This is a genomic window from Methylorubrum extorquens (assembly GCF_024169925.1).
In the GTDB taxonomy this organism is placed as follows: Bacteria; Pseudomonadota; Alphaproteobacteria; order Rhizobiales; family Beijerinckiaceae; genus Methylobacterium; species Methylobacterium extorquens_A.
Genome location: NZ_JALJXF010000001.1, coordinates 3,920,748 through 3,943,339 on the forward strand (window position 1 = coordinate 3,920,748; position 22,592 = coordinate 3,943,339).

The 22,592-nt window shown below is 68.4% G+C and carries 22 protein-coding genes; 17 read left to right on the top strand and 5 right to left on the bottom strand.

All coding sequences use genetic code 11. The annotated features are described in order from the left end of the window. The first annotated feature begins 356 nt into the window (after positions 1-356). Together J2W78_RS18385 and J2W78_RS18390 are read left to right on the top strand one after the other, a co-directional pair. Positions 357-623 carry a hypothetical protein gene (locus tag J2W78_RS18385; RefSeq protein WP_253374083.1) on the top strand — a complete coding sequence of 89 codons (267 nt, stop codon included), beginning with the start codon at positions 357-359 and terminating at the stop codon, positions 621-623. A 180-nt stretch (positions 624-803) separates the two neighbouring features. Further along, positions 804-1,181 carry a TIGR02300 family protein gene (locus J2W78_RS18390; RefSeq protein ID WP_253372826.1) on the top strand — a complete coding sequence of 126 codons (378 nt, stop codon included), beginning with the start codon at positions 804-806 and terminating at the stop codon, positions 1,179-1,181. A gap of 174 nt (positions 1,182-1,355) precedes the next feature. Here J2W78_RS18390 and J2W78_RS18395 read toward each other — a convergent pair whose 3' ends face one another. The 3 genes from J2W78_RS18395 to J2W78_RS18405 form a co-directional block, all read right to left on the bottom strand. Beyond that, positions 1,356-2,087, bottom strand: a complete 732-nt coding sequence (locus J2W78_RS18395; RefSeq protein WP_253372829.1) for a ferredoxin reductase — start codon at positions 2,085-2,087, stop codon at positions 1,356-1,358. Positions 2,088-2,100: 13 nt separating this feature from the next. Next, positions 2,101-2,706 carry a sulfite oxidase-like oxidoreductase gene (locus tag J2W78_RS18400; protein ID WP_253372831.1) on the bottom strand — a complete coding sequence of 202 codons (606 nt, stop codon included), beginning with the start codon at positions 2,704-2,706 and terminating at the stop codon, positions 2,101-2,103. A gap of 148 nt (positions 2,707-2,854) precedes the next feature. Beyond that, entirely contained in the window at positions 2,855-3,367 is a 513-nt protein-coding gene (locus J2W78_RS18405; RefSeq protein ID WP_253372833.1) for a hypothetical protein, read from the bottom strand. 344 nt (positions 3,368-3,711) lie between these two features. On the opposite strand from J2W78_RS18405, the gene J2W78_RS18410 reads away from it, so the two are divergent. From J2W78_RS18410 to J2W78_RS18440, 7 genes are all read left to right on the top strand, one after another. Next, complete coding sequence (locus J2W78_RS18410) at positions 3,712-5,895, top strand: TonB-dependent siderophore receptor (protein ID WP_253372835.1); 2,184 nt, start codon at positions 3,712-3,714, stop codon at positions 5,893-5,895. A gap of 55 nt (positions 5,896-5,950) precedes the next feature. Then, entirely contained in the window at positions 5,951-7,147 is a 1,197-nt protein-coding gene (locus J2W78_RS18415) for a PepSY-associated TM helix domain-containing protein (protein WP_253372838.1), read from the top strand. Positions 7,148-7,218: 71 nt separating this feature from the next. Further along, entirely contained in the window at positions 7,219-7,950 is a 732-nt protein-coding gene (locus J2W78_RS18420) for a Crp/Fnr family transcriptional regulator (RefSeq protein ID WP_253372840.1), read from the top strand. A gap of 82 nt (positions 7,951-8,032) precedes the next feature. Beyond that, the gene (locus J2W78_RS18425; RefSeq protein WP_253372841.1) at positions 8,033-8,914 is read left to right on the top strand and encodes a polysaccharide deacetylase family protein; all 882 of its coding nucleotides are present in this window, start codon (positions 8,033-8,035) and stop codon (positions 8,912-8,914) included. Between the two features lie 20 nt (positions 8,915-8,934). Beyond that, positions 8,935-9,261, top strand: coding sequence for a hypothetical protein (locus tag J2W78_RS18430; protein ID WP_253372844.1), 327 nt, complete (start codon positions 8,935-8,937; stop codon positions 9,259-9,261). Then, on the top strand, positions 9,258-10,265 hold the full coding sequence (locus J2W78_RS18435; RefSeq protein WP_253372846.1) for a CobW family GTP-binding protein: 1,008 nt from the start codon (positions 9,258-9,260) through the stop codon (positions 10,263-10,265). Before J2W78_RS18430 ends, J2W78_RS18435 begins: the two co-directional genes overlap by 4 nt. A 434-nt stretch (positions 10,266-10,699) precedes the next feature. Next, entirely contained in the window at positions 10,700-11,938 is a 1,239-nt protein-coding gene (locus J2W78_RS18440; protein ID WP_253372848.1) for a sensor domain-containing phosphodiesterase, read from the top strand. Positions 11,939-12,164: 226 nt separating this feature from the next. Here the strand turns inward: J2W78_RS18440 and J2W78_RS18445 are convergent, their stop codons facing one another. After that, positions 12,165-13,955, bottom strand: coding sequence for an ATP-binding response regulator (locus tag J2W78_RS18445; protein WP_253372850.1), 1,791 nt, complete (start codon positions 13,953-13,955; stop codon positions 12,165-12,167). Between the two features lie 425 nt (positions 13,956-14,380). On the opposite strand from J2W78_RS18445, the gene J2W78_RS18450 reads away from it, so the two are divergent. The 8 genes from J2W78_RS18450 to J2W78_RS18485 all read left to right on the top strand — a co-directional run bounded on the left by J2W78_RS18450 (position 14,381) and on the right by J2W78_RS18485 (position 21,805). Continuing rightward, complete coding sequence (locus J2W78_RS18450) at positions 14,381-15,115, top strand: response regulator (protein WP_253372852.1); 735 nt, start codon at positions 14,381-14,383, stop codon at positions 15,113-15,115. 156 nt (positions 15,116-15,271) lie between these two features. Next, on the top strand, positions 15,272-15,571 hold the full coding sequence (locus J2W78_RS18455; RefSeq protein WP_253372854.1) for a hypothetical protein: 300 nt from the start codon (positions 15,272-15,274) through the stop codon (positions 15,569-15,571). Between the two features lie 11 nt (positions 15,572-15,582). Next, positions 15,583-15,786 (top strand): hypothetical protein, encoded by a 204-nt coding sequence (locus J2W78_RS18460; RefSeq protein ID WP_253372856.1) that lies wholly within the window; start codon positions 15,583-15,585, stop codon positions 15,784-15,786. 121 nt (positions 15,787-15,907) lie between these two features. Next, entirely contained in the window at positions 15,908-18,181 is a 2,274-nt protein-coding gene (locus tag J2W78_RS18465) for a sensor histidine kinase (protein WP_253372858.1), read from the top strand. A 577-nt stretch (positions 18,182-18,758) separates the two neighbouring features. Beyond that, complete coding sequence (locus J2W78_RS18470; RefSeq protein WP_367399415.1) at positions 18,759-19,706, top strand: helix-turn-helix transcriptional regulator; 948 nt, start codon at positions 18,759-18,761, stop codon at positions 19,704-19,706. A gap of 281 nt (positions 19,707-19,987) precedes the next feature. After that, positions 19,988-20,848, top strand: a complete 861-nt coding sequence (gene cysE, locus J2W78_RS18475; RefSeq protein WP_253372862.1) for a serine O-acetyltransferase — start codon at positions 19,988-19,990, stop codon at positions 20,846-20,848. Positions 20,849-20,983: 135 nt separating this feature from the next. Then, positions 20,984-21,199, top strand: coding sequence for a DUF3126 family protein (locus J2W78_RS18480; RefSeq protein ID WP_056198925.1), 216 nt, complete (start codon positions 20,984-20,986; stop codon positions 21,197-21,199). 276 nt (positions 21,200-21,475) lie between these two features. Continuing rightward, positions 21,476-21,805, top strand: coding sequence for a DUF6949 family protein (locus J2W78_RS18485; RefSeq protein WP_012253606.1), 330 nt, complete (start codon positions 21,476-21,478; stop codon positions 21,803-21,805). 10 nt (positions 21,806-21,815) lie between these two features. Here J2W78_RS18485 and J2W78_RS18490 read toward each other — a convergent pair whose 3' ends face one another. Next, on the bottom strand, positions 21,816-22,448 hold the full coding sequence (locus tag J2W78_RS18490; protein WP_253372864.1) for a S24 family peptidase: 633 nt from the start codon (positions 22,446-22,448) through the stop codon (positions 21,816-21,818). Between the last annotated feature and the right edge of the window lie 144 nt (positions 22,449-22,592).

A 22,592-nucleotide genomic window follows, 5' to 3' on the forward strand; every position in this document is an offset into this window, starting at 1 on the left:
TGCGCTGAGGCGTGTCGGCACCGAGAGGGCACCGAGAGCCGCCCGCCGGACGGGCCCGGCGTGACGGGCGCCCGTTACCATGCGGGCCGGCCCGCGTCATCCGGAAGGCCGGCGACGGTCTGATGCTGCCGCTGGAAACCACGCCGCAGCGCGCTCGGCGGCGGTATCGATAGCGTACTATTCTGCCGAAGCGCTCCTGTTTCTCATCACAAACCTCCGGCCGCGGACAATGCTGTTACGGCCGATCAGGCACCGCACGGGACTTCACCAAGTTTCGTTAACCCGATCCCGTGAAAAGTCAGGGCAGGGCAGGCTTGATGCAGCATCGAACGCTCGACAAAGCCCTACATATGTTTATGCTGCCATACATGATGCCCGTGCGCCACTGCCTCCGCAAGGTTGATCATGCTTCGGCCGTCGCCGACTCGGCGGCTGGTACCTACATCATCGAAGCCCTGAACGAGCTGGAGAGCGCCTATCGCCGCCCCAGCGAACGCATCGTCGCCCTCGAAGCCGTCCTTCATGAGTTCGATCGCGACGGGCGGGCGGGCGGTACGCCCTTCGGCCGGCTCCTGCGCCTCACCGTCGAGCGGCGGCAGAACAAGTGGGCGCGTCGCGCCTGACACCACCCCATCTTTCGTCGCAACCGTTCTCGCCGCACGGCCGGCTTCGCCGCTCGGCACGATGCTCGGCGCACAACGCGGCATGGCACGCCACACGGCGTTTGACATGGGCGGAGGCTGCGACTAACGGGGCCCCTCCCCCGGATCCTTTCCGTTATCCGTCCCCAGAGGTGCGCAGCCGTGGCTAGACCGGAACTCGGCGTCAAACGCCAGTGCATGAATTGCGGTGCCAAGTTCTACGATCTCGACCGTGATCCGGCGACCTGCCCGAAATGCGGCACGATCTATCAGGTCGCGACGTCTCGCGTCGCCCCGCCCGTCGCCAGCCGCACCACGGATGACGACGAGGACGAGGACGAGAAGAGCGGCCCGGAGATCGTCTCCCTCGACGAGGCCGAGGCCACCGAGGACGATGCCGATATCAGCGTGGACGACGAAGAGGGCGGCGACGACGCCGCCGGGGGAACGGACGACGACACCTTCCTCGAGGAAGAGGATGGCGACGACGACGTCTCCGACCTGATCGACAACGATTCGGACGGCGACGAGGAAGGCTGAGCCCACGCCGCCGGACCGGGAGACTGGTTCGGCGAGACGGGCGCGTTCGCGTGAACCGAGGGTTCTGGTCCGGACCGGATCCCTCGCATGGCTGCCTCGGATCGGCGGGCGACCATGCTTGCGAAGGGCGATTCCTGCGCCCTTCGCTCTCAGGGCACCCGAACCGGAACGACGTCAGCCGCCGAACCGCTCCGTGCGGACCACGTCCGGCTTCACGCCCGCATCCACCAGCAGATCGGCGACCGTGCCGACGAAGCCGTTGCCACCGCAGACGAAAGCGTGGCGCGGCATGCCTAGGCACTCGATCGCGGTGTCGATCATCACACGGTCGATGCGCCGGCCCGCGGTCGCTCCCTCACGGGTCGGGAGCAGGGTCAGGTCGAAGCCGGTTTCGTCGCGGGAGAGCGCGGTGAGTTCCGCCCGGGCGATGGCCTCGGCCACATTGCGCACCGAGTAGATCAGCAGCATCGGCACCTCGGGTGCGTGCCGGGTCCGCTCGCGCACCATGGCCAGCAGCGGCACGATGCCGGAGCCGCCGCCGATCAGCAGAACCGGCCCGCCCTCCTCCGGGCTCCACGAGAACGCACCGAGGGGACCGCGCAGCTCGATCGCGTCGCCGACCTCGGCCACGGTGTCGAAGAAGCCCGAGACCTCGCCCGCCTCCAGCCCCTCGATCATTAGTTCGATGCCCGCAGGATCATCCGGCGCCGAGGCAATGGAGTAGCTGCGCTGAGCCCGGTAGCCGTCGGGCGCGGTGAGGCGCACATCGACGTGCTGGCCGGCCCGGTGCGGGCGATCCAGCGGGCCGAAGCGAAAGCTCTTTACCCGCGGCGTCACGGGCGTGATCGCCCGGATCGTCACGTCCCGCCAGGGTGACGGCGAGGGCGAGGGCGCAATGCCGTTCACGTCGGGCAATCCTTCAATCGCCGCTGAAACGCTGCTCACGCCAGGGGTCGCCGTACATGTGGTAGCCGCGCAGCTCCCAGAACCCGGCCTCGTCCCGTTCGGTGAAGCGCAGGCCCTTCACCCATTTGGCGCTCTTCCAGAAGTAGAGATGCGGCACGAGGAGACGGGCCGGGCCACCGTGGTCGGGCGGGATCGGCTTGCCGTCGTAATGGGTCGCCACCATCGCCTTGCCGCCGGTCAGATCCGCGACCGGCAGGTTGGTGGTGTATTCGTCGTGGCTTTCCGCCAGAAGGAAGCCCGTCGGCGCCTCGAGACCGGCCGCCGCGAGAATGTCGTCGAAGCTCACGCCCTCCCAGGCGGTGTCGAACTTCGACCATTTGGTCACGCAGTGGATGTCGCCGTTCCAGCGGGTGCGGGGCAGTTGCGCGAACTCGTCCCACGTCCAGCTCGCCAGCGGGCGTGAGCCCTGGCGCAGGGTGAAGCGCCAGCCCTCGGTCGAAACCCGCGGCGTCGGTCCAAGCTGGAGCACGGGGAAATCGTCGGTGAGGTACTGACCCGGCGGAAGCCGCTCGCGGATCGCCGCGGCGGGGGGCCGCCCGGTAAAGCCTCGCGTCGCCATCACGCTCCTCCGCCGTCCCGTTTGCAGGGTGCCGTGCCGGCGCACGGCCCCTTCTGATCCGATACGAACCCCAGAGGCGGCAACGGAGCTTCGCCCGAAAGCGTTCCGCGCCGACCCATGTTCCCCGAAACGCCTTGCCGAAACGCCGTTAGGCCGGCCGTGACAGGTCGGGACGCGGAAGCCGCAGGATGCGCGGCCGCCAGATGCCGAGCACGACGTTGATGACCGCGACGGCGAGGATCACCCAGAGGGTGTTGCTCTCGGCCGCCAGCGCGCCCGTGAGGGTGGCGGGATCGATCTCGCCCCGGAGAGCGGCGGCGCTGCGCCGGGCTTCCTCCTGCATCGGCCCCTGGATGCCGACGAAGCCACCCTCGAACACCAGAATACCGGTGGCGAGCTTGACCCAGGCCCACCCCGCCTCGCGAAAGCCCGGATGCAGCGCGACCGCCAGCAGCCCGGAGATCAGCGTCAGGCCGAGCGAGGGCAGGAAGATCCATGTCGCGACCGAGCCCATCGCGCCGCGCATCAGGGCGTAGCCGGCAAGCGAGGCGGGGGGCGGGGTGTGGCTCAGGAGGATGACGAGGCAGGCCATCGCCCCCATCAGCCCGACCGCCCCCATCGTGTGCAGGAACTTCAGCAGGGACTTGAGAAGGCGTCGCATGTCGGTGCGCCCCGGCCGCGGCAATCGCACAAGGATTCAAGACACGATTGTAGACACGAAAGCGAACGCGGCGCGAGCGGCGCGCCGCCGGGGCAACGCTGCCCACGAACGGCTCGGACACCGGCGGTGGAGGCGCGTGTTCGAACCAAGACTTCCCTGCACTGCGGCAGACGCAAATCGGTTTCTACTTTAGACTTGTAATAAATTGTTGTTCTGCCGCAACGACATGCTCCCTCTCCGACAAATCCCGCAAAATAGACAAGCACACACTTGCGGCCCGTAAAGCTGCATATGTAAACGCGCGGTGTTGGTTCCGTGGAGCCGGCTCTCGAATCGGAACGGCCATGAGCAATGCAGCGCAGGGAAGAAACCATCCCGTCACACGGGGGTCGGCCGCGCTCGTCACCGGGTCGGGCGCCCTGCTCGGCCTCGCCCTGTTCTGGCCGCTGAGCGTCCACGCCCAAACCGTCCCCCCGGAGGGTGGCGAGGCCGTTTTGTCCGAACTCTCGGTCACGGGCATCGGCGAGCGGGCGAGCGGTCCCGTCGTCGGATACCGCGCCACGCGCTCGGCCACCGCGACGCGGACGGACACGGCGCTTCGCGATACGCCGCAATCGATTCAGGTGGTCCCGCGCGAGGTTCTGGTCGATCAGCAGAATGTCCGCCTGACCGACGCGCTCACCAATGTCAGCAACGTCCAGCCGGGGGGCACCATCCAGGGCCGCTCCGACACCTACATCCTGCGCGGCTTCCGCACCCAGACATACGCCATCGACGGGCTGGTGCTGAACCCGGCCAACACCTTTCAGCCGACGCAGCGCGACCTCGCCAACGTCGAGCGGATCGAGGTGCTCAAGGGCCCGGCCTCCGTGCTCTACGGCCAGGGCGACCCCGGCGGCCTGATCAACATCGTCACGCGCCAGCCGACCCTGGCGCCGTCCGCCGACCTGACCGTCCAGGGCGGCTCGTTCGGCTTCCGCCGGGTGCAGGGCTCGGTCTCGGGTGCGATCCCGAGCGTGGAGGGGCTCGCCGCGCGCTTCAGCTTCGGCACGCAGAACGAGGCGACCTTCCGCGATTTCGGCGGCCCGGAGAACTCCCGGCACTTCTTCGCGCCGGCCTTCGTCTGGACGCCCGATCCTTCGACGCGCGTCTACCTCAACGCCGAGTTCACCCGTCAGCACAGCCAGTACGACGAGGGCCTGATCGCCTTTCGCGGCCGGGTGCCGCTCGACAACGTCCGCCGGTTCTACGGCGAGCCGTGGTCGCGCTACTACGGCGAGTCGAACGCGATCACTCTGCTGGCCGAGCACGACGTCAACGAGAACCTGACCCTGCGGCAGGCGATCAACGGCCAGTGGGGATCGTTCAATCTCCTGGCGACCCGTGCGACGGGCGTGAACGCCGCCGGCACCACGGTGACGCGGCGCCTCACCGAGGGCGAATCGATCTATCACTCCATCGACAGCCGGACCGAGGCGGTCGGACGCTTCATCGATCCGTTCGGCTTCCGCCACACCGCTCTGGCCGGCTTCGAGATCGTGGACGGCTTCCGCCATCCGTTCACGACGCAAGGGACCGCGACCTCGGTCTCCTTCCTCAACCCGATCCGGGGTTCGGTGCCGCAGATCGGCACGCTGGCCCTGCAGAGCGACCTGCGGCAGAAGCTCAGCCTGTTCGGCCTCTACATGCAGGACCAGATCGAGTTCTTCCCCGGCCTGCAGCTCGTGCTCGGCGTGCGGTTCGATACGGCCGACCAGCTCTATTTCCAGCGCACGCCCACCACCCGGACGATCCCGCCGGAACAGAACCTCACCGGGGTCTCGCCGCGGGTCGGCCTCGTCTGGCGGCCAATCGAGCCGCTCACGCTCTACGGCAGCTACACCACCTCCTTCGTGCCGCAGACCGCCAACGTCCTCAACGTCGCGAGCCCGCCGCCGGAGACCGGCGAGCAGGTGGAGGTCGGCGCCCGCTTCGACCTGATCCCCGACCGGCTCACGGTGAGTGCGGCCGCCTTCCGCATCCTGCGCGCGAACGTCGCCGCCTCCGATCCGGTCAATACCGGCTTCTCGATCATCACCGGCGAGCAGCGCTCGCAGGGGTTCGAGGGCGACATCGTCGGCGAGATTCTGCCGGGCTGGAAGGTCATCGGCGGCATCGGCTACCTCGATGCGGAGGTCACGAAGGATGCGACCATCGCCATCGGCAACCGCTTGCCCGCGGCACCGGTCTTCAGCGCCAGCGTCTGGTCGACCTATCAGTTCCAGGGCGGCCCCCTGCACGGCTGGGGCTTCGGCGGCGGCCTCACCTATGTCGGCGAGCGCTTCGGCGACATCACCAACACCTACAAGGTCGGCGCCTATGCCCGGCTCGATGCGACCGTGTTCTACGAGATCGATCCGACCTGGCGCTTCGCCTTGAACGGCCGCAACCTGACCGACCGGCGCTACATCGAGCAGCCGTTCAACCAATTCAACAATCAGCCGGGCGCGCCCCTGACGGTGCTCGCCAGCCTGACGGCGCGCTACTAAGGGACGCGCCGTCCGGGAACAGGACACCGAACCGACCCGCCTTTCTCGGAGCCTCATGCCGTCAGCCTTTTCTCCCGCCCGCACCGTTCTGTTTCGCCTGCACTGGGCACTCGGCCTCACCGCCGGGCTCGTGCTCGCGCTGGTGGGACTGACGGGTGCGCTGATGAGCTACGAGGAGGCGATCACGGCCTTTGCCAACCGTGACCGGATACAGGTCTCGGCGGCGCAGGACCGGCCGCCGCTCACCCCCTCGGCCCTGGCGGGACGGATCGAGGCGCAGTTGCAGGGGCAGCGGGTCGCCGCACTGACCCTGTCGGGCGATCCCGTTCAGAGCGCCGTGGCGCGTTTTGCCCGCGACCGGGCGGGCGGGCGGCCCTCGCCCGTCTACGCCGACCCCACTGAGGGGACCGTGCTCGGCCCCGTGCGGCTTGAGGGCTTCTTCGGCACCGTGCGGGAGTTGCACCGCTGGCTGCTGCTTCCCGGTGAGGGCAAAGGCTGGGGTCGCACGATCACCGGGGCCTGCGCCATCGCGCTGCTCATCTTCCTTGGCAGCGGGCTGTACCTGCGCTGGCCCGGCCGGCACGGCTGGCGGGTCTGGCTCCGGCCGCACCTCGCCCGGCCCGGCCGGGCCCGCTGGTGGTCGCTGCACGCGGTCGCCGGGACGTGGCTGCTGCCGATCTATGCGGTGGCCGCCCTGTCGGGCCTGTGGTGGTCCTACGAATCGTACCGTGCGGGCGCGACATGGCTTCTGACGGGCCAAACACCCCCAGCGCGAACTGCCGACCGACCGCCCGGAGGCAAGCTCCCCGACGGCAAGTCGCCGGACGGAAAGATTCCGGATGGCACATCGGCCATCGACGCCGCCTGGGCGGAGTTTTCAGCCACGCACACGCCAGCCCTCGCGACCCTGACCCTGCCGGGGCCGGAGGCCGCAGCGATCCGCATCCGCTGGCACGCCCCGGATTCGAACCTTCGCAACGAGGCCACCTACGACGCCCGCACCGGCGCCCAACTCACCGACAAGCGCGCCACGGACTCCGCGCTCGGCCCGCGCATCGCCGACAACATGCTGGAGGTGCATCGCGGGCGCTTCTTCGGCGCGCCCATCGCCCTGGTGTTCTGCCTCGCGGCGCTCGCGCTCCCCGGCTTCTTCGCGACCGGGCTGACGCTCTACGTGCTGCGCCGCCGGGCCGGGCGGCGGAGGGTTTTGGGCCGCGCATCCCGTCCGACCGAGGCCCCTGTGCGGGGATGATGGCGCGGCCATCGAACTGACGCTCCGAGCCGGCGGTTCTCACAAAGACGTGAGAAGGACCGGGATCGAAAATGGGCGTACCCTCAACGCGAAACCGGCTGCTTCAGGCGCTCCCGCCGGAAGAGTTGGAGCCGCTTCTTCCGCAGTTCGAGCGTGTCCAGGTCCACAAGGGCGACATCCTCTGGTCCGTCGGGGATCCGCTCGATGTCGTCTACTTCCCGGAAGCCGGGCTGTCGTCGAACGTGGCCGTCACCAGTGACGGGCGGCGGATCGAGGTCGGCTGCTTCGGCTACGAGGGCATGGTCAGCACGGGCAGCGTGCTGAACGTGGATCGCGCACCGCACGAGCTTCTGGTGCAGGTCGGCGGCCCCTGGCTGCGGATCGGGGCTGATGCGTTCCGCGAGGCGCTCCGGAGCAGTCACGCCCTGCACGACCTGCTGCTGCGCTACACCCACACGGTGATGATGACCCTGAGCCAGACGGCGATGTCGAACGGCGCCTACTCCGTCGAGGAGCGGCTGGCCCGCTGGATCCTGATGACACACGACCGTCTGGACGGCAACGATCTCTCGCTCACGCACGATTTCCTGTCGATCATGCTGGCGACGCAGCGCTCGACCGTGACGCTGGCGATCCAGGCGCTCGAAGGCTACGGCGCGATCCAGGCCAAGCGGGCTCTGGTCACCGTCCGCGACCGCGGGATGCTGTGCGACCTCGCCGGAAACAGCTACGGTCCCGCCGAAGCCGCGTACGAGCGCTTGATCGGTCCGTTCCGGAAGAGCCCGGCCCCATCGCCCGAGTGAGGACGTCCGACGCGACGCGCCGGCCATCGCCGTTCGATCCCGGCGCCTTATCTCGCCCGGAACGACATGGGGACACGCGACGATGGCAAAGGACATTCTGTGCGGTTTCGGCATCGACGTCGATGCGGTCGCGGGCTGGCTCGGCTCCTACGGCGGCGAGGATTCGCCGGACGACATCTCGCGCGGCCTCTTCGCCGGTGAGGTGGGCGCACCGCGCCTCGTGAAGCTGTTCAAGCGCCTCGACATCCGTACGACCTGGTTCATCCCCGGCCACTCGATCGAGACCTTCCCCGAGCAGATGCGGGCGGTCGCCGATGCCGGCCACGAGATCGGCATCCACGGCTACAGCCACGAGAACCCGATCGCCATGACGCGCGAGCAGGAGACCGAGGTTCTCGACAAGTGCATCGACCTCGTCGAACGGCTCTCCGGACGGCGCCCGACGGGCTACGTCGCCCCGTGGTGGGAGTTCTCCAACGTCACCAACGAACTCCTGCTCGAACGCGGCATCAAGTACGACCACTCGCTGATGCACGACGACTTCACGCCCTACTACGTGCGCGTCGGCGACCAGTGGACGAAGATCGATTACGCCGGAAAGCCGGCCGACTGGATGGTGCCGCTGAAGCGCGGACAGGAGACCGGCCTCATCGAGATCCCGGCCAACTGGTATCTCGACGACCTGCCGCCGATGATGTTCATCAAGAAGGCGCCCAACAGCCACGGCTTCGTCAACCCGCGCGACATCGAGCAGATGTGGCGCGACCAGTTCGACTGGGTCTACCGCGAGATGGACTACGCCGTCTTCCCGATGACGATCCATCCGGACGTCGCCGGCCGGCCGCAGGTGCTGCTGATGCTGGAGCGCCTGTTCGACTACATGAAGGGCCATGAAGGCGTGCGGTTCGTGACCATGAACGAGATGGCCGACGACTTCGCCCGGCGTTTTCCGCGCCAATTCTGACCGGGGACCGAGGAACCGCCATGTGCTCGCTTTGCGGCGTGCTCGGCATCGAGACGCACTGGACGGATGCGGTCGCACGCCCCGGCACCTACTCGCGCAACGACACCGCCCGCGAGCGCCGACTGGAACGGACGAGGCGGATCCGCCTCGCCAACCGGATCCTGTCCGCCCATCGGCTGACCCTCTCCGACTTCCAGGGACGCGCCTACATGCTCGCCACGGCGACCGGGAAGGTCGAGATGATCGACACCCTCGCCCATCTCTGGCCGACGGCGGAGCGGCTCTCCGGACGGGCCTTCGACCCGCTCGACGAGGGGCTTCTCGCCCACATGCACCGCACGGCATGACGGCGCCCGCCCTCCTGCCGGTCAACCTGCTGACCGGCTTCCTCGGCTCGGGCAAGACCACGCTGCTGCGCCGGCTCCTGTCCGATCCGGCCCTCGCGGGGGCCGCCGTCCTCATCAACGAGTTCGGCGAAGTCGGCCTCGACCACCACCTCGTCGAGCGCATCGACGAGACGATGGTGCTGCTGCAATCGGGCTGCGTCTGCTGCACCATCCGGGGCGAGTTGTCGGAGGCCCTGCGCGACCTGTTGTCGAAGCGGGCGCGCGGCCTCGTGCCGGCCTTCGACCGGCTCGTGATCGAATCGACCGGACTCGCCGACCCGTTCCCGATCCTCTCGACGCTGCGGGCCGACCCCGTGCTGTCCCATCACCTTGCCCCCGGCAGCATCGTGGCGACGGTGGATGCCGTGAACGCCGACGATCAGATCGCGCGCCGGCCGGAGATGACCCAGCAGGTCGCGGCCGCCGACCGGATCGTCGTGACGAAGGGCGACCTCGTGGGCCCGGAGGCGCGGGACACGCTCGTCCTCCGCCTTGCCGCGCTGAACCCGGCGGCGACCGTGGTGGACGTCCATGACGGGGGTTGGGATGCGACTTGGCTGATGGTCGAGACGGCGGGGCTCGCCCCGGTTCGCATGCCCGCGGAGGCTGGCGAGGACCATGCCGGCCACGCGCATCACCGACACGATCCCAACCGGCACGGCGCGACGATCCGCTCGTTTGCCGTCACGCTCGACCGGCCGATCGACTGGACCGGTTTTGGCATCTGGCTGTCGATGCTGCTCAACCGCCACGGCCACCGCATCCTGAGGGTCAAGGGCATCCTCGACCTCGCCGGAGAGGAACGGCCGGTCGCCGTCCACGGCGTGCAGCACCTCGTCCATCCGCCGACGCATATGGCGGCTTGGCCGGACGGTCCGCGCACCTCCCGCCTCGTCTTCATCGTGGACGGGATCGAGGAGGCCCGCATCCGCGCTTCGTTCGAGGTCTTTGCCGGCCTTCGCTGAGGCGACCCGGACGTCTCGGTCGGCTTGCCACAGAGCGGCCGTGCGCCTCTCCTCGCTGTTCAGTTTCAGCTTGAGAACTGGCTGCCCGGTGCAACACACTATGACGGTTCGACCTGCAACGCCTTGGCAGATTGCGCTCTTGTACGGACGCGAATAAATCGCTCAACCAACCTCAAAATTCAGACCATTTGATTTCAAGAAAATCTACTGCGATTTTGAATCAAGTTTCGATACCCAGGACAAGCCAGAACATTCGAGCGAATGACAACCAGATAGGCTGAGTGCACTTAAAAATTTCTTATATTTTATTCAAACTGGGGGTTTTATCACGATTTGTATTAGGCGAGTGTCGCTTCGTCACACTTGATACATTGATACTGAATGGGCTAGCATTGCTCTGAGCTTGCGTTACGATAAGCATAATGGGGCAAGTAATGTCACTGTCTGCGCTGTTCGAGGATCGAACGGGAGGCACGGCAGAACAGGTTCAAAGTATTCTCCGCGCCGTTCGCCGCCACCTTGCGATGGATGTGGGCTTCATTTCTGAGTTCATCGACGGCGACCGTGTCGTGCGTTACTCGGACGGCGAGGTCATGCGCAACCCGCTGCCGGTCGGCGCGAGGGATCCACTCGAAAAGAGCTTCTGCCATTACGTTGCCAAGGGGCTGATGCCCGGTCTTATACTCGATGCGAACCAGCATCCGGTGACGGCAGGGCTTCCCCTGACACAAAGCTTACCAGTCGGATCCTACCTGAGCGTACCGCTCCACAATCCGGATGGGGTGTCGTTCGGCACGGTGTGCTGCTTCAGCTTCAAGCCCGATCACAGCCTGACCGCCCGAGACCTCGGCGTGCTCCGGTTGTGCGCGGACGTGGTGGGAGCCGCACTGCAGAAGGAGTGCCAGAGGGATATCGACCTCGCATCGCGGCGCGCACGTATCGCCACCGCGATCGAACGTCAGTCGCTGCACGTCGTCTACCAGCCGATCTATCGCACGGCGGACGGGCGGCTTGCCGCCTTCGAGGCGCTCGCCCGCTTTTCCGGTGAGCCTTATCGGCCGCCCGATGCTTGGTTTGCCGAAGCCGCCAGCGTCGGGCGTGGTAAGGATCTCGAACTGCTGGCTTTACGGTTGGCCGTGGCGGCACTGGGCGAACTCGATCCTGGCATCAAGCTCACGGCCAACCTCTCACCGGCCTACGTCGAGAGCCCGCGCTTGGCAGAGGCGCTCAGAGATGTGCCCCTCGACCGCCTCGTCCTGGAGCTGACGGAGAACGCCGCCGTTGCGGACTATGCCCCTCTGCGTACCGCACTGGCCCCGCTGCGTGCAGCCGGTCTGCGCCTGGCGATCGATGACGTCGGGGCGGGCCATTCCTCGTTTCGTCACGTGCTCGATCTCGCCCCCGAATTCATCAAGCTCGACAAGAGTCTGATCCACGGCATCGACACCGATACATCGCGACGCGCTCTGGCCGCTGCGATCACGCGCTACAGCCGCGACATCGGCTGTCAGGTTGTCGCCGAGGGTGTCGAGACCGTCACCGAGTATGAGGTTCTGCGCGATCTTGGAGTGACGAGGGTGCAGGGTTACTTGACAGGACGCCCGATGCAACTCGCCGAGGCGCTACAGCTGTCGATGAACAACGACTGCATCAGCTTCACGCCGCAGAAATGATAATTACCGTCGGCGCACCGCAGAGAAAATAACTCACCATCATTGAAGAATGCAGAGATATTCGGATTCTTCTGCTCGCTTGACGCCAAACAACGATTCAAAACGGCGCTTCTAAGCGGGTCAGCCATGGCAAGCGGTGTTGTGGGACGCAGTCACGCGGATCTCGTGGAGGTCCGCGCGCGGCCAGGAGCCATGCCTCGCCCGGTCAAGCTGCCCGGTTTCGCCCTCAAGCTCCCACCACCGCCTCCTTCGGGAACCGCATCGCGAACACGGCGCCCTGGCCCGGCCCATCGGAAAACGCCTCGGCACGGCCGCCGTGCAACTCGGCGATGCGCTTGACGATGGAAAGGCCCAGCCCCGTCGAGCCCTCGCCGCCGGTGGGCTTGGCCGAGAGGCGCTGGAAGCGCCCGAACAGGCGGCCGGCATCTTCCGGCGACAGACCGGGGCCCTGGTCGGCCACGGCGCAGATGAGGTCTCCCCCCTCCTCCCGCACGCTCACCGTAATCGCGCCGCCGGGAAAGGAGTACTTGATCGCGTTCGAGACGAGGTTGTCGAGCGCTTCGCGCAGCCGCTCGGCATCGCCGCAGAGAGAGAGCGGGGCGGGCAGATCCGTCACCAGGCTCTGGCCCTTCGATTCGGCGAGCGGCCGGTTGGCCTCGCAGACCTCGCGAGCGAGGCCAGGGAGATCGACGGGCTCCCGCCGCAGGGTGATGTCGAGGGCGTCGTTCATGGCATCGGCCATGAGGCTGTCGATCATCTCGATCAGACGGGTCGCGGAGGTACGGATGTGCTCGACCTGGGTCCGCATCGCCGCCCGCGCCTTCTCCGCGCCGGACGCATCCCCCTGATCGAGGCCGATCAGGTCGGTCAGCATCTCGGAGCGGCCGAGGATCACCGAGAGCGGGTTCTTCAGGTCGTGGGCGATGGTGCCCAGAATCTCGGTCTTGAGGCTGTTGGCCCGGCGCAGATCCGAGCGCTGCATGTCGAGGCGGCGGTTGGCGCGGATCAGCTCGGCGGTGCGCTCGACCACCCGCTGCTCCAGGGTGACGTTGGCGCGCTGTAGCCGCTCGTAGAGAATCACATTGTCGAAGGCGACCGAGAGGCGCCCCGCCAACAGGGTGATCAGCGCCCGGTCGGTGTCGGAGAGCGGGCGGTCGGTGTCGATCAGCGCGACGATCTCGCTGCCGCTCGCGGTCTGGACGTAGAGCGTGGAGAGGCCGTCGCCGAAGCTGTGGCGGCGTGCCGCGAAGGCCTGCTCGACCAGCGGCTGGATGCCGGGATCGAGCGGCCAGCCGGGGTCGCGCCCGACATAGCCGCCATAGAGCCCCGAGCCCGCCAGCACGCAGAAGCCACCCTCCCGCCGGTCGGCGGCACTCTCATCCTCGCGCAGAACGAGGATGCCGGCGCAATCGACGTTGAGGAGCGAGGCGACCTGAGTCAGCACGCCTTCGGCCAGACGCTGCATCGACTTGTGGTCGAGCAGCATCGGCGCGGCGTCGATGATGATCTCCAGCCCCCGCCGGGTCTCGTCGAGCCGCCGGAGCTGCTGGTAGGCCCGGAGCGCCGCGGTGAGGCTGGTGAAGAGCTTGTCGGCGGTGAGTTCGGTCTTCGCCTTGTAGTCGTTGATGTCGTAATCGACGATGACGCGCCGCTCCGGCGCCTGACCCGGCTGGCCGGTGCGCAGGATGATGCGGACGGTCTCCTCCTTCAGGTCGCGGCGGATGTAGTCGACGAGCCTCAGCCCGGCATCGTCGGTCTCCATCACCACGTCGAGCAGCACGATGGCGACGTCGCGCCGCTCGGCGAGCAGCGCCCGCGCCTCCTGGCCCGAATGGGCGGAGAGGATCTCGAGGCCCCGCCCGTCGAGGCTGTAGCCGGCGAGCGCGTAGCGGGTGCCCTCGTGTACGGCCGGGTCGTCATCGACCACCGCGATGGTCCATGTGCCGGCTCGGGCCGGCGCCTCCGCCGCTTCGTCGGGGATGAGGTCGAGCCAGTCGTCGTCGGTCGCGTCGTTCATCGCGTGAAGGCCTTCCCGAGGTCCTCTAAGTCACCCGCACGCATCCGCCGACCGAATCAGCGTAACGCGTGCTCCCGCGCCGCCCTTGATGAAGCGGCGCCAGCAGTTGCACCGTTCGAAAGCACACACCGCGATGCTTAGCGAAATCCTGTGACGAAATCTTTTCGAAAGGCGCGTGGTCTCAACGCATATCCCGCCGCCCCGCGTCGGTCCGCTTCAATGATCGCGCCCAAATCCGGTACGGATCGCCCGACAAGATCCGTTGATCGCGCGCCCGGCGGCGTCGCCAAGCTCGGACGGATCGGGCATGGTGAGGGCGAAAGCTGTTGAGTCCGGCTGAGGACGCCTTTGGGTGCCCTTTCGATTCGAAGGACAATCGCGGTGCCGATCCAATTCTCTTCGCCGGACTTCACAGGCGCCGACTCATGACTGCGACCGGCCCCCACATTGCCGTCGTGGATGACGAGGCGGATGCCCGCGCCATGGTCGGGGACTATCTGCGCCTGCACGGCTTCGACGTGGCCCTGTGCGAGGGCGGACGGGCGCTGCGGGCGCATCTTCGGATCCGCACGCCGGACCTGATCGTGCTCGATCTCAACATGCCCGAGGAGGACGGCCTCTCCATCGTCCGGGACCTGAAGGCGCGCAGCCCGATCCCGATCATCATGCTGACGGCGACCGCCAGCCCGATCGACCGGGTGGTGGGGCTCGAACTCGGCGCGGACGATTACCTGCCCAAGCCCTGCGAGTTGCGCGAACTCGTCGCCCGGGTGCGCTCGGTGCTGCGGCGGGCGCAGGGCGCGACGGCATCTCCATCGGCACCGGCCCCCGAAGTCGCGGCACCGGCGCGAACCGTCCGGTTCGGAACGAAGTGGCTCGAACTGGATGCCCTGCGCCTGCGCGACGATGCGGGCGTGGAGCAGCCGCTCACCCGCTCGGAATTCGATCTGCTCAAGGCCTTTGCCGACCATCCGAAGCGGGCCCTGTCGCGCGAGCGGCTGCTCGACCTCGCCGACGCCCGCGATCCGGACGCGTTCGACCGGGCGATCGACGTGCGAATCAACCGCATCCGCAAGAAGGTGGAGCCGGACCCGGCCAACCCGCGCTACATCCGCACCGTGCGTGGCCTCGGCTACATCTTCCGGCCCGAAGGCGACTGAGGGTGCATTCGCCGCCGAATGTTTCGTCGGCGGCTCCGGGACGCAACAATCACCCTCTGATCCCGTGATCCTGTGACCGGCGACGCAAAATGCCGGACATGCCCCCTGCCTACAACCATCGCCATCGACGACGGCAAGGCCGCGAGGGGGGATGTCATGCAGGGATTGGTCTCGATGATCGCCGCGAGCGCGGTTTTGTCCGCCGGCCTCGTTGCCGGCTTGGCCGCGGCGGATGCCGCCGCCGGCCCGAGGCCGGTGCGGTCCGCGGCACCCATCGAGGCGCCCGCCGCCGTGGCGCCCAAGGCGGCACCCCCCAAAGGGGCAACACCCGAGGCGACGGCACTCAAAGGCGAACCATCGACGACCGCCCCCTGTGCCGCCGCGTGGCCCTACCGTCCGGCGGCCTGCGCCGACGACGGGCGCAAGGTCCGCATCATCGCTCTCACCGGGCGTTGAGGAGGGCCGCCATGCCGCATTTCTCGAAGGACGCCCTGGACGCGTCGGCGGAGACGCTGGCCACCCTGCGGGAGATCCTGCACGGGCGCCAGCTGGGCGGGCGCGACGGCCGGCCGGTCCCAACGACGCCGACCAAGGAAGGGCGCTTCGGCACCTCCGGCGGCCGGGGGATTCCAGTGCGCAAACGGCGCCACACGGCCCCGGCGGGTGCGTGAGGGCGGCCCGGCCCGCCATCCCCATAGAGACCGGCGCGAGCCCCTTGTCGGGCGACGCGTTTCCGGCGACGATCCCGCTCCGACGAAGGACGCTCCCGAGGGAGCCCGCCACGGGGCGAGGATGCGGGTCGGCCGGAAGATTGCCCTGGTCGGCGGTGTCCCGATCCTCGTTGCCGCAGCCATCGCGGCGGCGGGCTGGTTCCTGCTCGCGGAAGGAGAGCGGGCCCGGGTCGGTGCCCTGCTCGCCGCCCGCGTCTATCACGACCTCATCCTGGCGCGGATGGTCCGCGACGATTCCATCGCCGCCCGCGCCGACGCGCGCGCTGCGATCGAGACGCGGTTTTTCGACCTGACTAGCAGGGCCGGCCAAGGTCTGGAGGCGATTCAGAATCAGGCCCGCACCCGGAGCCAGGCCGAGCGGGCCGGCGCGGCGCGCCGATCCCTCGACCGCTACGTGGCGCGAATGCAGGATTTCTCGGCGGTCGCCCGCGAGAATGACGGCCTCACCGCCGAGATGGGCCAGCGCGCGAACCGCCTGACCGACCTTGCCGAGCAGGCACGCCAGCGCCAGCAGGCCTCCAACGTCGATCTCGCCTGGACGATGACGGGAAAGGTGAACCGGCTGCGCGCGACCCGCGACGTCGTGGCAGGGCTCAACGCCATGCTGGCCGCCGCGTGGCAAGACAGGCTGACCCGGCAACGCGGCGAGGAAGCCGCGCGCCCTGAGCGCACCCGCCTCGTCCATGCCGGCCGAGACCTCGCCGCGGCCCTGCGCGCCACCTCGCGCGAGACCGAAGCGACGGAGGCCGAGAGGCTGACCGCCTCGGAGCCGCCCCCCGGCGACCGGCTGACCGAGTGGGGTGAGCGCTGGCTCAAGATCGTGACCTCCGAGCAGCGCACGCTCGACGACGCCGTGGCGCAGCTCCTCGCCTACGCGAGCGAGGCCAACGCGACCGAGCAGGCGACGCAGAATATCGGTATCGCCACGCTCAAGCTCGGCCAGCGCACCGCCGAGGCGCTGGCCCGCCGGGATGCGGAGGCCGTCTCCGCCATGCTCGGTGAGGGCGAGCGGCTCTCGGCCAGCGCCGCCGCCCTGCCGATCTCGCCGCTGATCCAATCCGACATGATCGAGGCCATCGACGGATGGCGCGCGCGGCTTGCTACCACCATCGACGGGCTCAAGCGCCAGAACGCGATGATCGCCGAGATGGATGGCCTCGCCGCGACCTTGAGCGAGGCCGCCCGCGCCCTCAATGACGACGCGGTCGAGGATGCCGACCGGTTCGGCACCTTCCTCGGCCGGCTCCTCCTCGCCGGGGCGGCCATCGGCCTGCTGCTCGGAGCCCTGGTCGCCCTGGCGGTGGCCCGCTCGATCCTCGTGCCGCTGCGCCAGCTTCAGGGCGACATGATCGCGCTCGCCGCCGACCCGAAGGCAGAGGGGCTCTCGGGCACGCAGCGCACGGACGAACTCGGCGACATCGCCCGCGCCACGAACTTCTTCGTGACGGAGATCGGCCGGCGCGAACGGGCGCTGCGGCGGGCCAAGGATCAGGCGGACACCGCACTGCACGATCTCCGCCAAGCCCAGGACGACTTGATCCGCGCGGAAAAACTCGCCTCGCTGGGACAACTCGTGGCCGGCGTCGCCCACGAGATCAACACGCCGCTCGGCATCGCGCTGACCACCGCGACGCTGGTGCGCGACGAGACGCGGACCTTCCAGGGCCTGGTCGCAGCGGGCACGCTCTCGCGCTCGCGCCTGACCCATTTCGTCGATCGGGTTGGCGAGGGAACGCAACTGCTCTGCGCGAACCTGACCCGCGCCGCCGACCTCGTCCACGGCTTCAAGCAGGTGGCGGTGGACCGGGCGAGCGACGAGCGCCGCAGCTTCGACCTCGATGTCTGGCTCGGCGAACTTCTGGCGAGCCTGCAGCCGATGCTGCGCAAGGGCGGCCACCGGATTCGGCGTGAGGTCCCGCCCGGCATCGTTGTCGACACCTATCCCGGCGTGCTCGCGCAGGTCGTCACCAATCTGGTCGCCAACGCCGTCGTGCACGGGTTCGCCGGCGCCGAGCGACCCGGAACCATCACGGTGCGGGTCTCGGCGCCCGGAGCGCTCGTTCGGTTGGAGGTGAGCGACGACGGCGGCGGCATCGTGCCGGAGCATCTCGGGCGCATCTTCGACCCGTTCTTCACCACCGCCCGCTCCCGCGGCAGCACCGGGCTCGGCATGCACATCGTGCACAACCTCGTCACGGCCAAACTCCAGGGCCGCATCGCCATTGAGAGCGACCCGGGCCGGGGCACCCTCGTGCGCCTGGAATTCCCCCGGGCGCCCGGCGGCTCCGAGCGACCGGGCACAGCGCGCCGGCCCTCCGGGGCGGAGGCACGATGAGACGCCTCGTCCGCGCCGACCTCGCCCGCATCGGCATCCGCGCCCGGCCGACCACCCGCGACTGGAACGCCTACCGCGCAGCTCCCTGCGGCGGCGCACCGACGATGATGCTCTACGGCTGGACCCGCGACAACGGCGACCCGGACAACGTCATGAACGTGCTGCTCGGCTGCCGGGCGGCGGCAGCGGGAGGCGCAGACCCGCTTCCGCGATGCCGTTCCCTGGGTGCCGCTCGCCCACTCCATCATCCACATGGTAGCCCGACGCACGGTACGCGGCTTCCGGACGGACCCGCTCGGGCGCATCCCGCTCGAGGGGGTGACGTTGGCGGAGTAGTGTTTTGCAGCGCCATATCTCTCGCGTTGCGAGATATCATATATTATCCACCGGTGAGTTCGCATGGATGCCACGCTCGCGCGACGGGTTGCACCGCAGCCTGCCAGTCGCCAGATGTGCGCCTTCCCCGCCGTCTCCGCGTGCTTTGGCCCGCGCGTTGCAGCGGGCGTTTCTCGCTCGGCTCTCCGGGCGAGCGGATGGTATCCTGCGGGCGAGGCCCCGCCGGAGCTATTCGACCTTTATTCGGATTGAGGCGGGCGTCGGAAAGGACGATGAGGTGAGTGGGGCCATGACCGACGCGGCCGATCAAGAAGCCGGTTTCCTGAACGAACTCGGCCGCCGCGTTCGCCACGCGCGGACGGTGCGCGGGCTGTCACGCAAGCTGCTCTCGCAGGCCTCCGGCCTGTCCGAGCGCTACATCGCCCAGCTCGAAAGCGGCCAGGGCAACGTCTCCATCATCCTGCTGCGGCGCGTCGCCAACGCGATGGGGATGCGGCTCGACGATCTCGTCGCGACCCAGGAAGCTTCGTCCGACTGGCGCGTCATCCGCGACCTGCTCGATCAGGCGAGCCCGGACCAGATCGCCCTGGCAAAGTCGGCGCTCGCAGGCTCGACCGGCGCGGAAGCGCGCACGGTCCGGCGGCGCGTGGCGCTGGTGGGTCTGCGCGGCGCCGGCAAGTCGACGCTGGGCCGGATGGCGGCGGCCCATCTCGGCTGGCGTTTCGTGGAGCTCAACACGGAAATCGAGCGCGAGAACGGCCTGTCCGTGCGCGAGATCTTCGCGATCTACGGTCAGGAAGGCTACCGCCGGCTGGAGCAGAAGGCCCTACGCGGCCTCGCCGAGCAGCCGGGGCCGATGGTGCTCGCCACGGGCGGCAGCATCGTCGCCGAGCCGCTGACCTACGACCTGCTGCTCTCCTCCTTCTACACGATCTGGCTTCAGGCCCGGCCCGAGGAGCACCTGCAGCGGGTGCGTGACCAGGGCCATGTCGAAGGCAAGGGCGATCCGGCCTCGGTGCTGGAGGATCTGCGCGCGGTGCTGCTCAGCCGCGAGCCTCTCTACGCCCGCGCCTCCGCCGTCGTGGACACCTCCGACGTACCGGTCGAGACCATGTCCGAGCGTCTGATCGAAGTGATCGAGTCCCGCTTCAGCGGCAACGACACCGGCGGCCGACGCCCGGCCGCGTGACTGCGGCTTGCGCGGCGCCATCTGCCGCAGGGTGACACACGACCTCTTGATGCGCCGCGGGATCGCCCCAAGCTGTAGGGCTTGACCCGGCGCGGGCGAAGACGCTTCTCTCCTGGGCGGTTTTCGCGATACGCGTCGTAACCTCAGGCCCCACGCGGCGGTACAACCCGTCTCGCGGGCCGCCTCGGCAAGGCATGCGGGGCGGCGCGAACACGCTCCCGGAAGCGGGCCCGTTGTGACCGCAAGCCGGATGGACAGCCCGTGCTGTCGAGGAGGAATGCATGTCCGCCAGTCCGTCGCTCAGTCCGGCCTCCGGGCGCGAAGGCATCGCCGGCATCGTCGATCCGCTCTGGACGCGCGTGCGCTCCGAGGCGGAAACGGTAGTGCGCGACGAGCCGCAGCTCGCCTCGTTCTTCGTTGCGACCATCCTCAACCATCCGACCCTGGAGGCGGCGGTGGCGCACCGCGTCGCCACACGCCTCGGCCATGCCTCGCTCTCGTCCGAACTCGTCGCCCACGGCTTCCACGAAGCGCTTCAGGACGATGCCCGCATCGGCCAAAGCATGCGCGCCGACATCCTCGCGGTGATGGACCGCGACCCGGCGACGACCCGGGCGCTCGAGCCGCTGCTCTACTTCAAGGGTTTCCACGCGATCCAGGCGCATCGGCTTGCCCACTGGTACTGGGGCCAGGGCCGGCGCGACCTCGCGCTCTACCTCCAGAGCCGGTCGTCGGAGGTGTTCCAGACCGACATCCACCCGGCCGCCCGGATCGGGCGCGGGGTGTTCTTCGACCACGCCACTGGGGTCGTGATCGGCTCCACCGCGGTGATCGAGGACGATGTGTCGATCCTGCACGCGGTGACGCTCGGCGGCACGGGCAAGCATGGCGGCGACCGCCACCCCAAGATCCGCCGTGGCGTGATGATCGGCGCGGGCGCCAAGATCCTCGGCAACATCGAGGTCGGGGCCTGTGCCCGGGTCGCAGCCGGCTCGGTCGTGCTCCGGTCGGTGCCGGCCCACACCACCGTCGTCGGCGTGCCGGCACGCGTCGTCGGTGCGGCCGGCTGCGCCGAGCCCGCCCGATCGATGGACCAGCTCGTGGCGATGAGCGAGTTCATCGATATCGCCGGCGGGATCTGAAGCCGCTCTCCGCGCCCGGCGGGTTGCCTGCCCTCCCCCGACGTGGCAAGCCGCCGGCCACCATCACAAGCCCCTCAGCGCTGCCGCCGGGACCGCACGTCCCGGCACGCACCGCCTCGCAAGAAGGTTGACGGCGTGACCAAGACCGAAGTCGCCAAGCTGCAGGATTACCTGCGCCGCAAGTTCGCCAATGCCAGCATCCGCGTCGTGGCGATGAAGACCGGTGATTCCGCCGAGGTGTTCATCGGCGAGGAGTCGATCGGTGTCCTTGCGGACGACAAGGAAGACGGCGACGATTCCTTCACCTTCCGCATGGCGATCCTCGACATCGATCTCGAAGAAGACGCCTGATACGGATCCCGCTTGGTGAAAGCGGGATGCGAATCGCTCAGCCCGCGCGGCGATTGAGCGAAGACCAAATCCGCCATCCCGACGGGATCAACGGAATTTGGCATGAAGTCGCTAGCCGGCCTTCGTCTGGGCCGGCAGCGCCGCTCCGAGCTCGGCGCCCACCTTTGGCGTCGCGCCTGTGGGCGGCGTTAGCGTTAACGAAACGTCTTTCTTAACAACACGTAAACGATCGGTCAGACTGCGCGTCATGTCCTGAGAAGGAGCGTCGAGCGCGTCATGACCGTGAGCCCGTCTTCCGTCGAATCCATCCAGGCGCTCATCGTCGGCCTCGCTCTGGCGGGGCTGCTCGCGAGCGCCTTCGAATACGCCACGAACCGGCGGGCGAGCTTTCGCCTGCTGGAAGCCGGCGGCGTCACCGCTTTGGCCGCGCTGCCGATGATCGCAGTGGTCGCGCCCTTCATCATCCTGCGCAACACCCTGCGGGGTCGGCGCATCGAGCGCCGGCCGATCCCCTTCGTGATGATCGCGACGATGATCGCCTGCGGCTGGAGCCTGCTCTCGGGCCAGATCGCCCTCGGCATGGCCCACCGGCTGGCCGGGCTGTAGCCGGCGCCTTCTACTGCCGCACCCACATCACGCGAGCCATCCAGGCGACCTCGGCGAGCGGCACCATGCGGTCCTCGTGGTCGGGGTTGAGCGAGGCGAGTTCGATGGTGCGGGCGGTGCGGCGGCGCAGTTCCTTGGCCAGCACCTCACCGTTGCTGAGCCGCGCGACGATCCGGTCGCCCTTGCGGATGCTGGCATTCGGGGCGACGATCAGCACGTCGCCGTCGCGGTAGAGCGGCAGCATCGAATCGCCCTGCACCTCCAGCGCGAAGGCGCGGTCACCGCCGAGATCGGGAAACTCGATCTCCTCCCAGCCAGGCCCGCCGGTCGGAATGCCCTCGTCCGTGAACAGGCGGCCGGACCCAGCCTGGGTCAGACCGATCAGCGGCACCATGGTCCGGGCCGGCCCTTGATGGGAATCGACCAGCCGCAGGAAGTCGTCGAGGCTGGCGCCGGTGGCGGCGAGCACCTTCGCGATCGACTCGGTGGAGGGCCAGCGCTTGCGCCCGTCGGGGCCGACGCGCTTCGAGCGGTTGAAGCTCGTGGCATCGAGGCCGGCACGCCGGGCGAGCCCCGAGGCGGAGAAGCCGTGGCGCTCGGCCAACCGGTCGATCGCAGTCCAGATCTGCTCGTGCGACAGCATGGCGGCCTCAAACCGGCGCGTGTGCCGTTGAGACATACGGCCTAAAGTTAGGAAACTAGAACCCGCTGACCCTGGACGCAATCGGAGCATCCGGAGAGGCGAGTGTCGCATCTGAACGGCAAGCGGTGAAGACGTGGCACCCCG

Coding starts and splice junctions, on each gene's coding strand:
- J2W78_RS18385 (WP_253374083.1), top strand. CDS start 357: ATGCTGCCATACATGATGCCCGTGCGCCACTGCCTCCGCAAGGTTGAT.
- J2W78_RS18400 (WP_253372831.1), bottom strand. CDS start 2,706: ATGGCGACGCGAGGCTTTACCGGGCGGCCCCCCGCCGCGGCGATCCGC.
- J2W78_RS18405 (WP_253372833.1), bottom strand. CDS start 3,367: ATGCGACGCCTTCTCAAGTCCCTGCTGAAGTTCCTGCACACGATGGGG.
- J2W78_RS18410 (WP_253372835.1), top strand. CDS start 3,712: ATGAGCAATGCAGCGCAGGGAAGAAACCATCCCGTCACACGGGGGTCG.
- J2W78_RS18415 (WP_253372838.1), top strand. CDS start 5,951: ATGCCGTCAGCCTTTTCTCCCGCCCGCACCGTTCTGTTTCGCCTGCAC.
- J2W78_RS18420 (WP_253372840.1), top strand. CDS start 7,219: ATGGGCGTACCCTCAACGCGAAACCGGCTGCTTCAGGCGCTCCCGCCG.
- J2W78_RS18425 (WP_253372841.1), top strand. CDS start 8,033: ATGGCAAAGGACATTCTGTGCGGTTTCGGCATCGACGTCGATGCGGTC.
- J2W78_RS18430 (WP_253372844.1), top strand. CDS start 8,935: ATGTGCTCGCTTTGCGGCGTGCTCGGCATCGAGACGCACTGGACGGAT.
- J2W78_RS18435 (WP_253372846.1), top strand. CDS start 9,258: ATGACGGCGCCCGCCCTCCTGCCGGTCAACCTGCTGACCGGCTTCCTC.
- J2W78_RS18440 (WP_253372848.1), top strand. CDS start 10,700: ATGTCACTGTCTGCGCTGTTCGAGGATCGAACGGGAGGCACGGCAGAA.
- J2W78_RS18445 (WP_253372850.1), bottom strand. CDS start 13,955: ATGAACGACGCGACCGACGACGACTGGCTCGACCTCATCCCCGACGAA.
- J2W78_RS18450 (WP_253372852.1), top strand. CDS start 14,381: ATGACTGCGACCGGCCCCCACATTGCCGTCGTGGATGACGAGGCGGAT.
- J2W78_RS18455 (WP_253372854.1), top strand. CDS start 15,272: ATGCAGGGATTGGTCTCGATGATCGCCGCGAGCGCGGTTTTGTCCGCC.
- J2W78_RS18460 (WP_253372856.1), top strand. CDS start 15,583: ATGCCGCATTTCTCGAAGGACGCCCTGGACGCGTCGGCGGAGACGCTG.
- J2W78_RS18465 (WP_253372858.1), top strand. CDS start 15,908: ATGCGGGTCGGCCGGAAGATTGCCCTGGTCGGCGGTGTCCCGATCCTC.
- cysE (WP_253372862.1), top strand. CDS start 19,988: ATGTCCGCCAGTCCGTCGCTCAGTCCGGCCTCCGGGCGCGAAGGCATC.
- J2W78_RS18485 (WP_012253606.1), top strand. CDS start 21,476: ATGACCGTGAGCCCGTCTTCCGTCGAATCCATCCAGGCGCTCATCGTC.
- J2W78_RS18490 (WP_253372864.1), bottom strand. CDS start 22,448: ATGCTGTCGCACGAGCAGATCTGGACTGCGATCGACCGGTTGGCCGAG.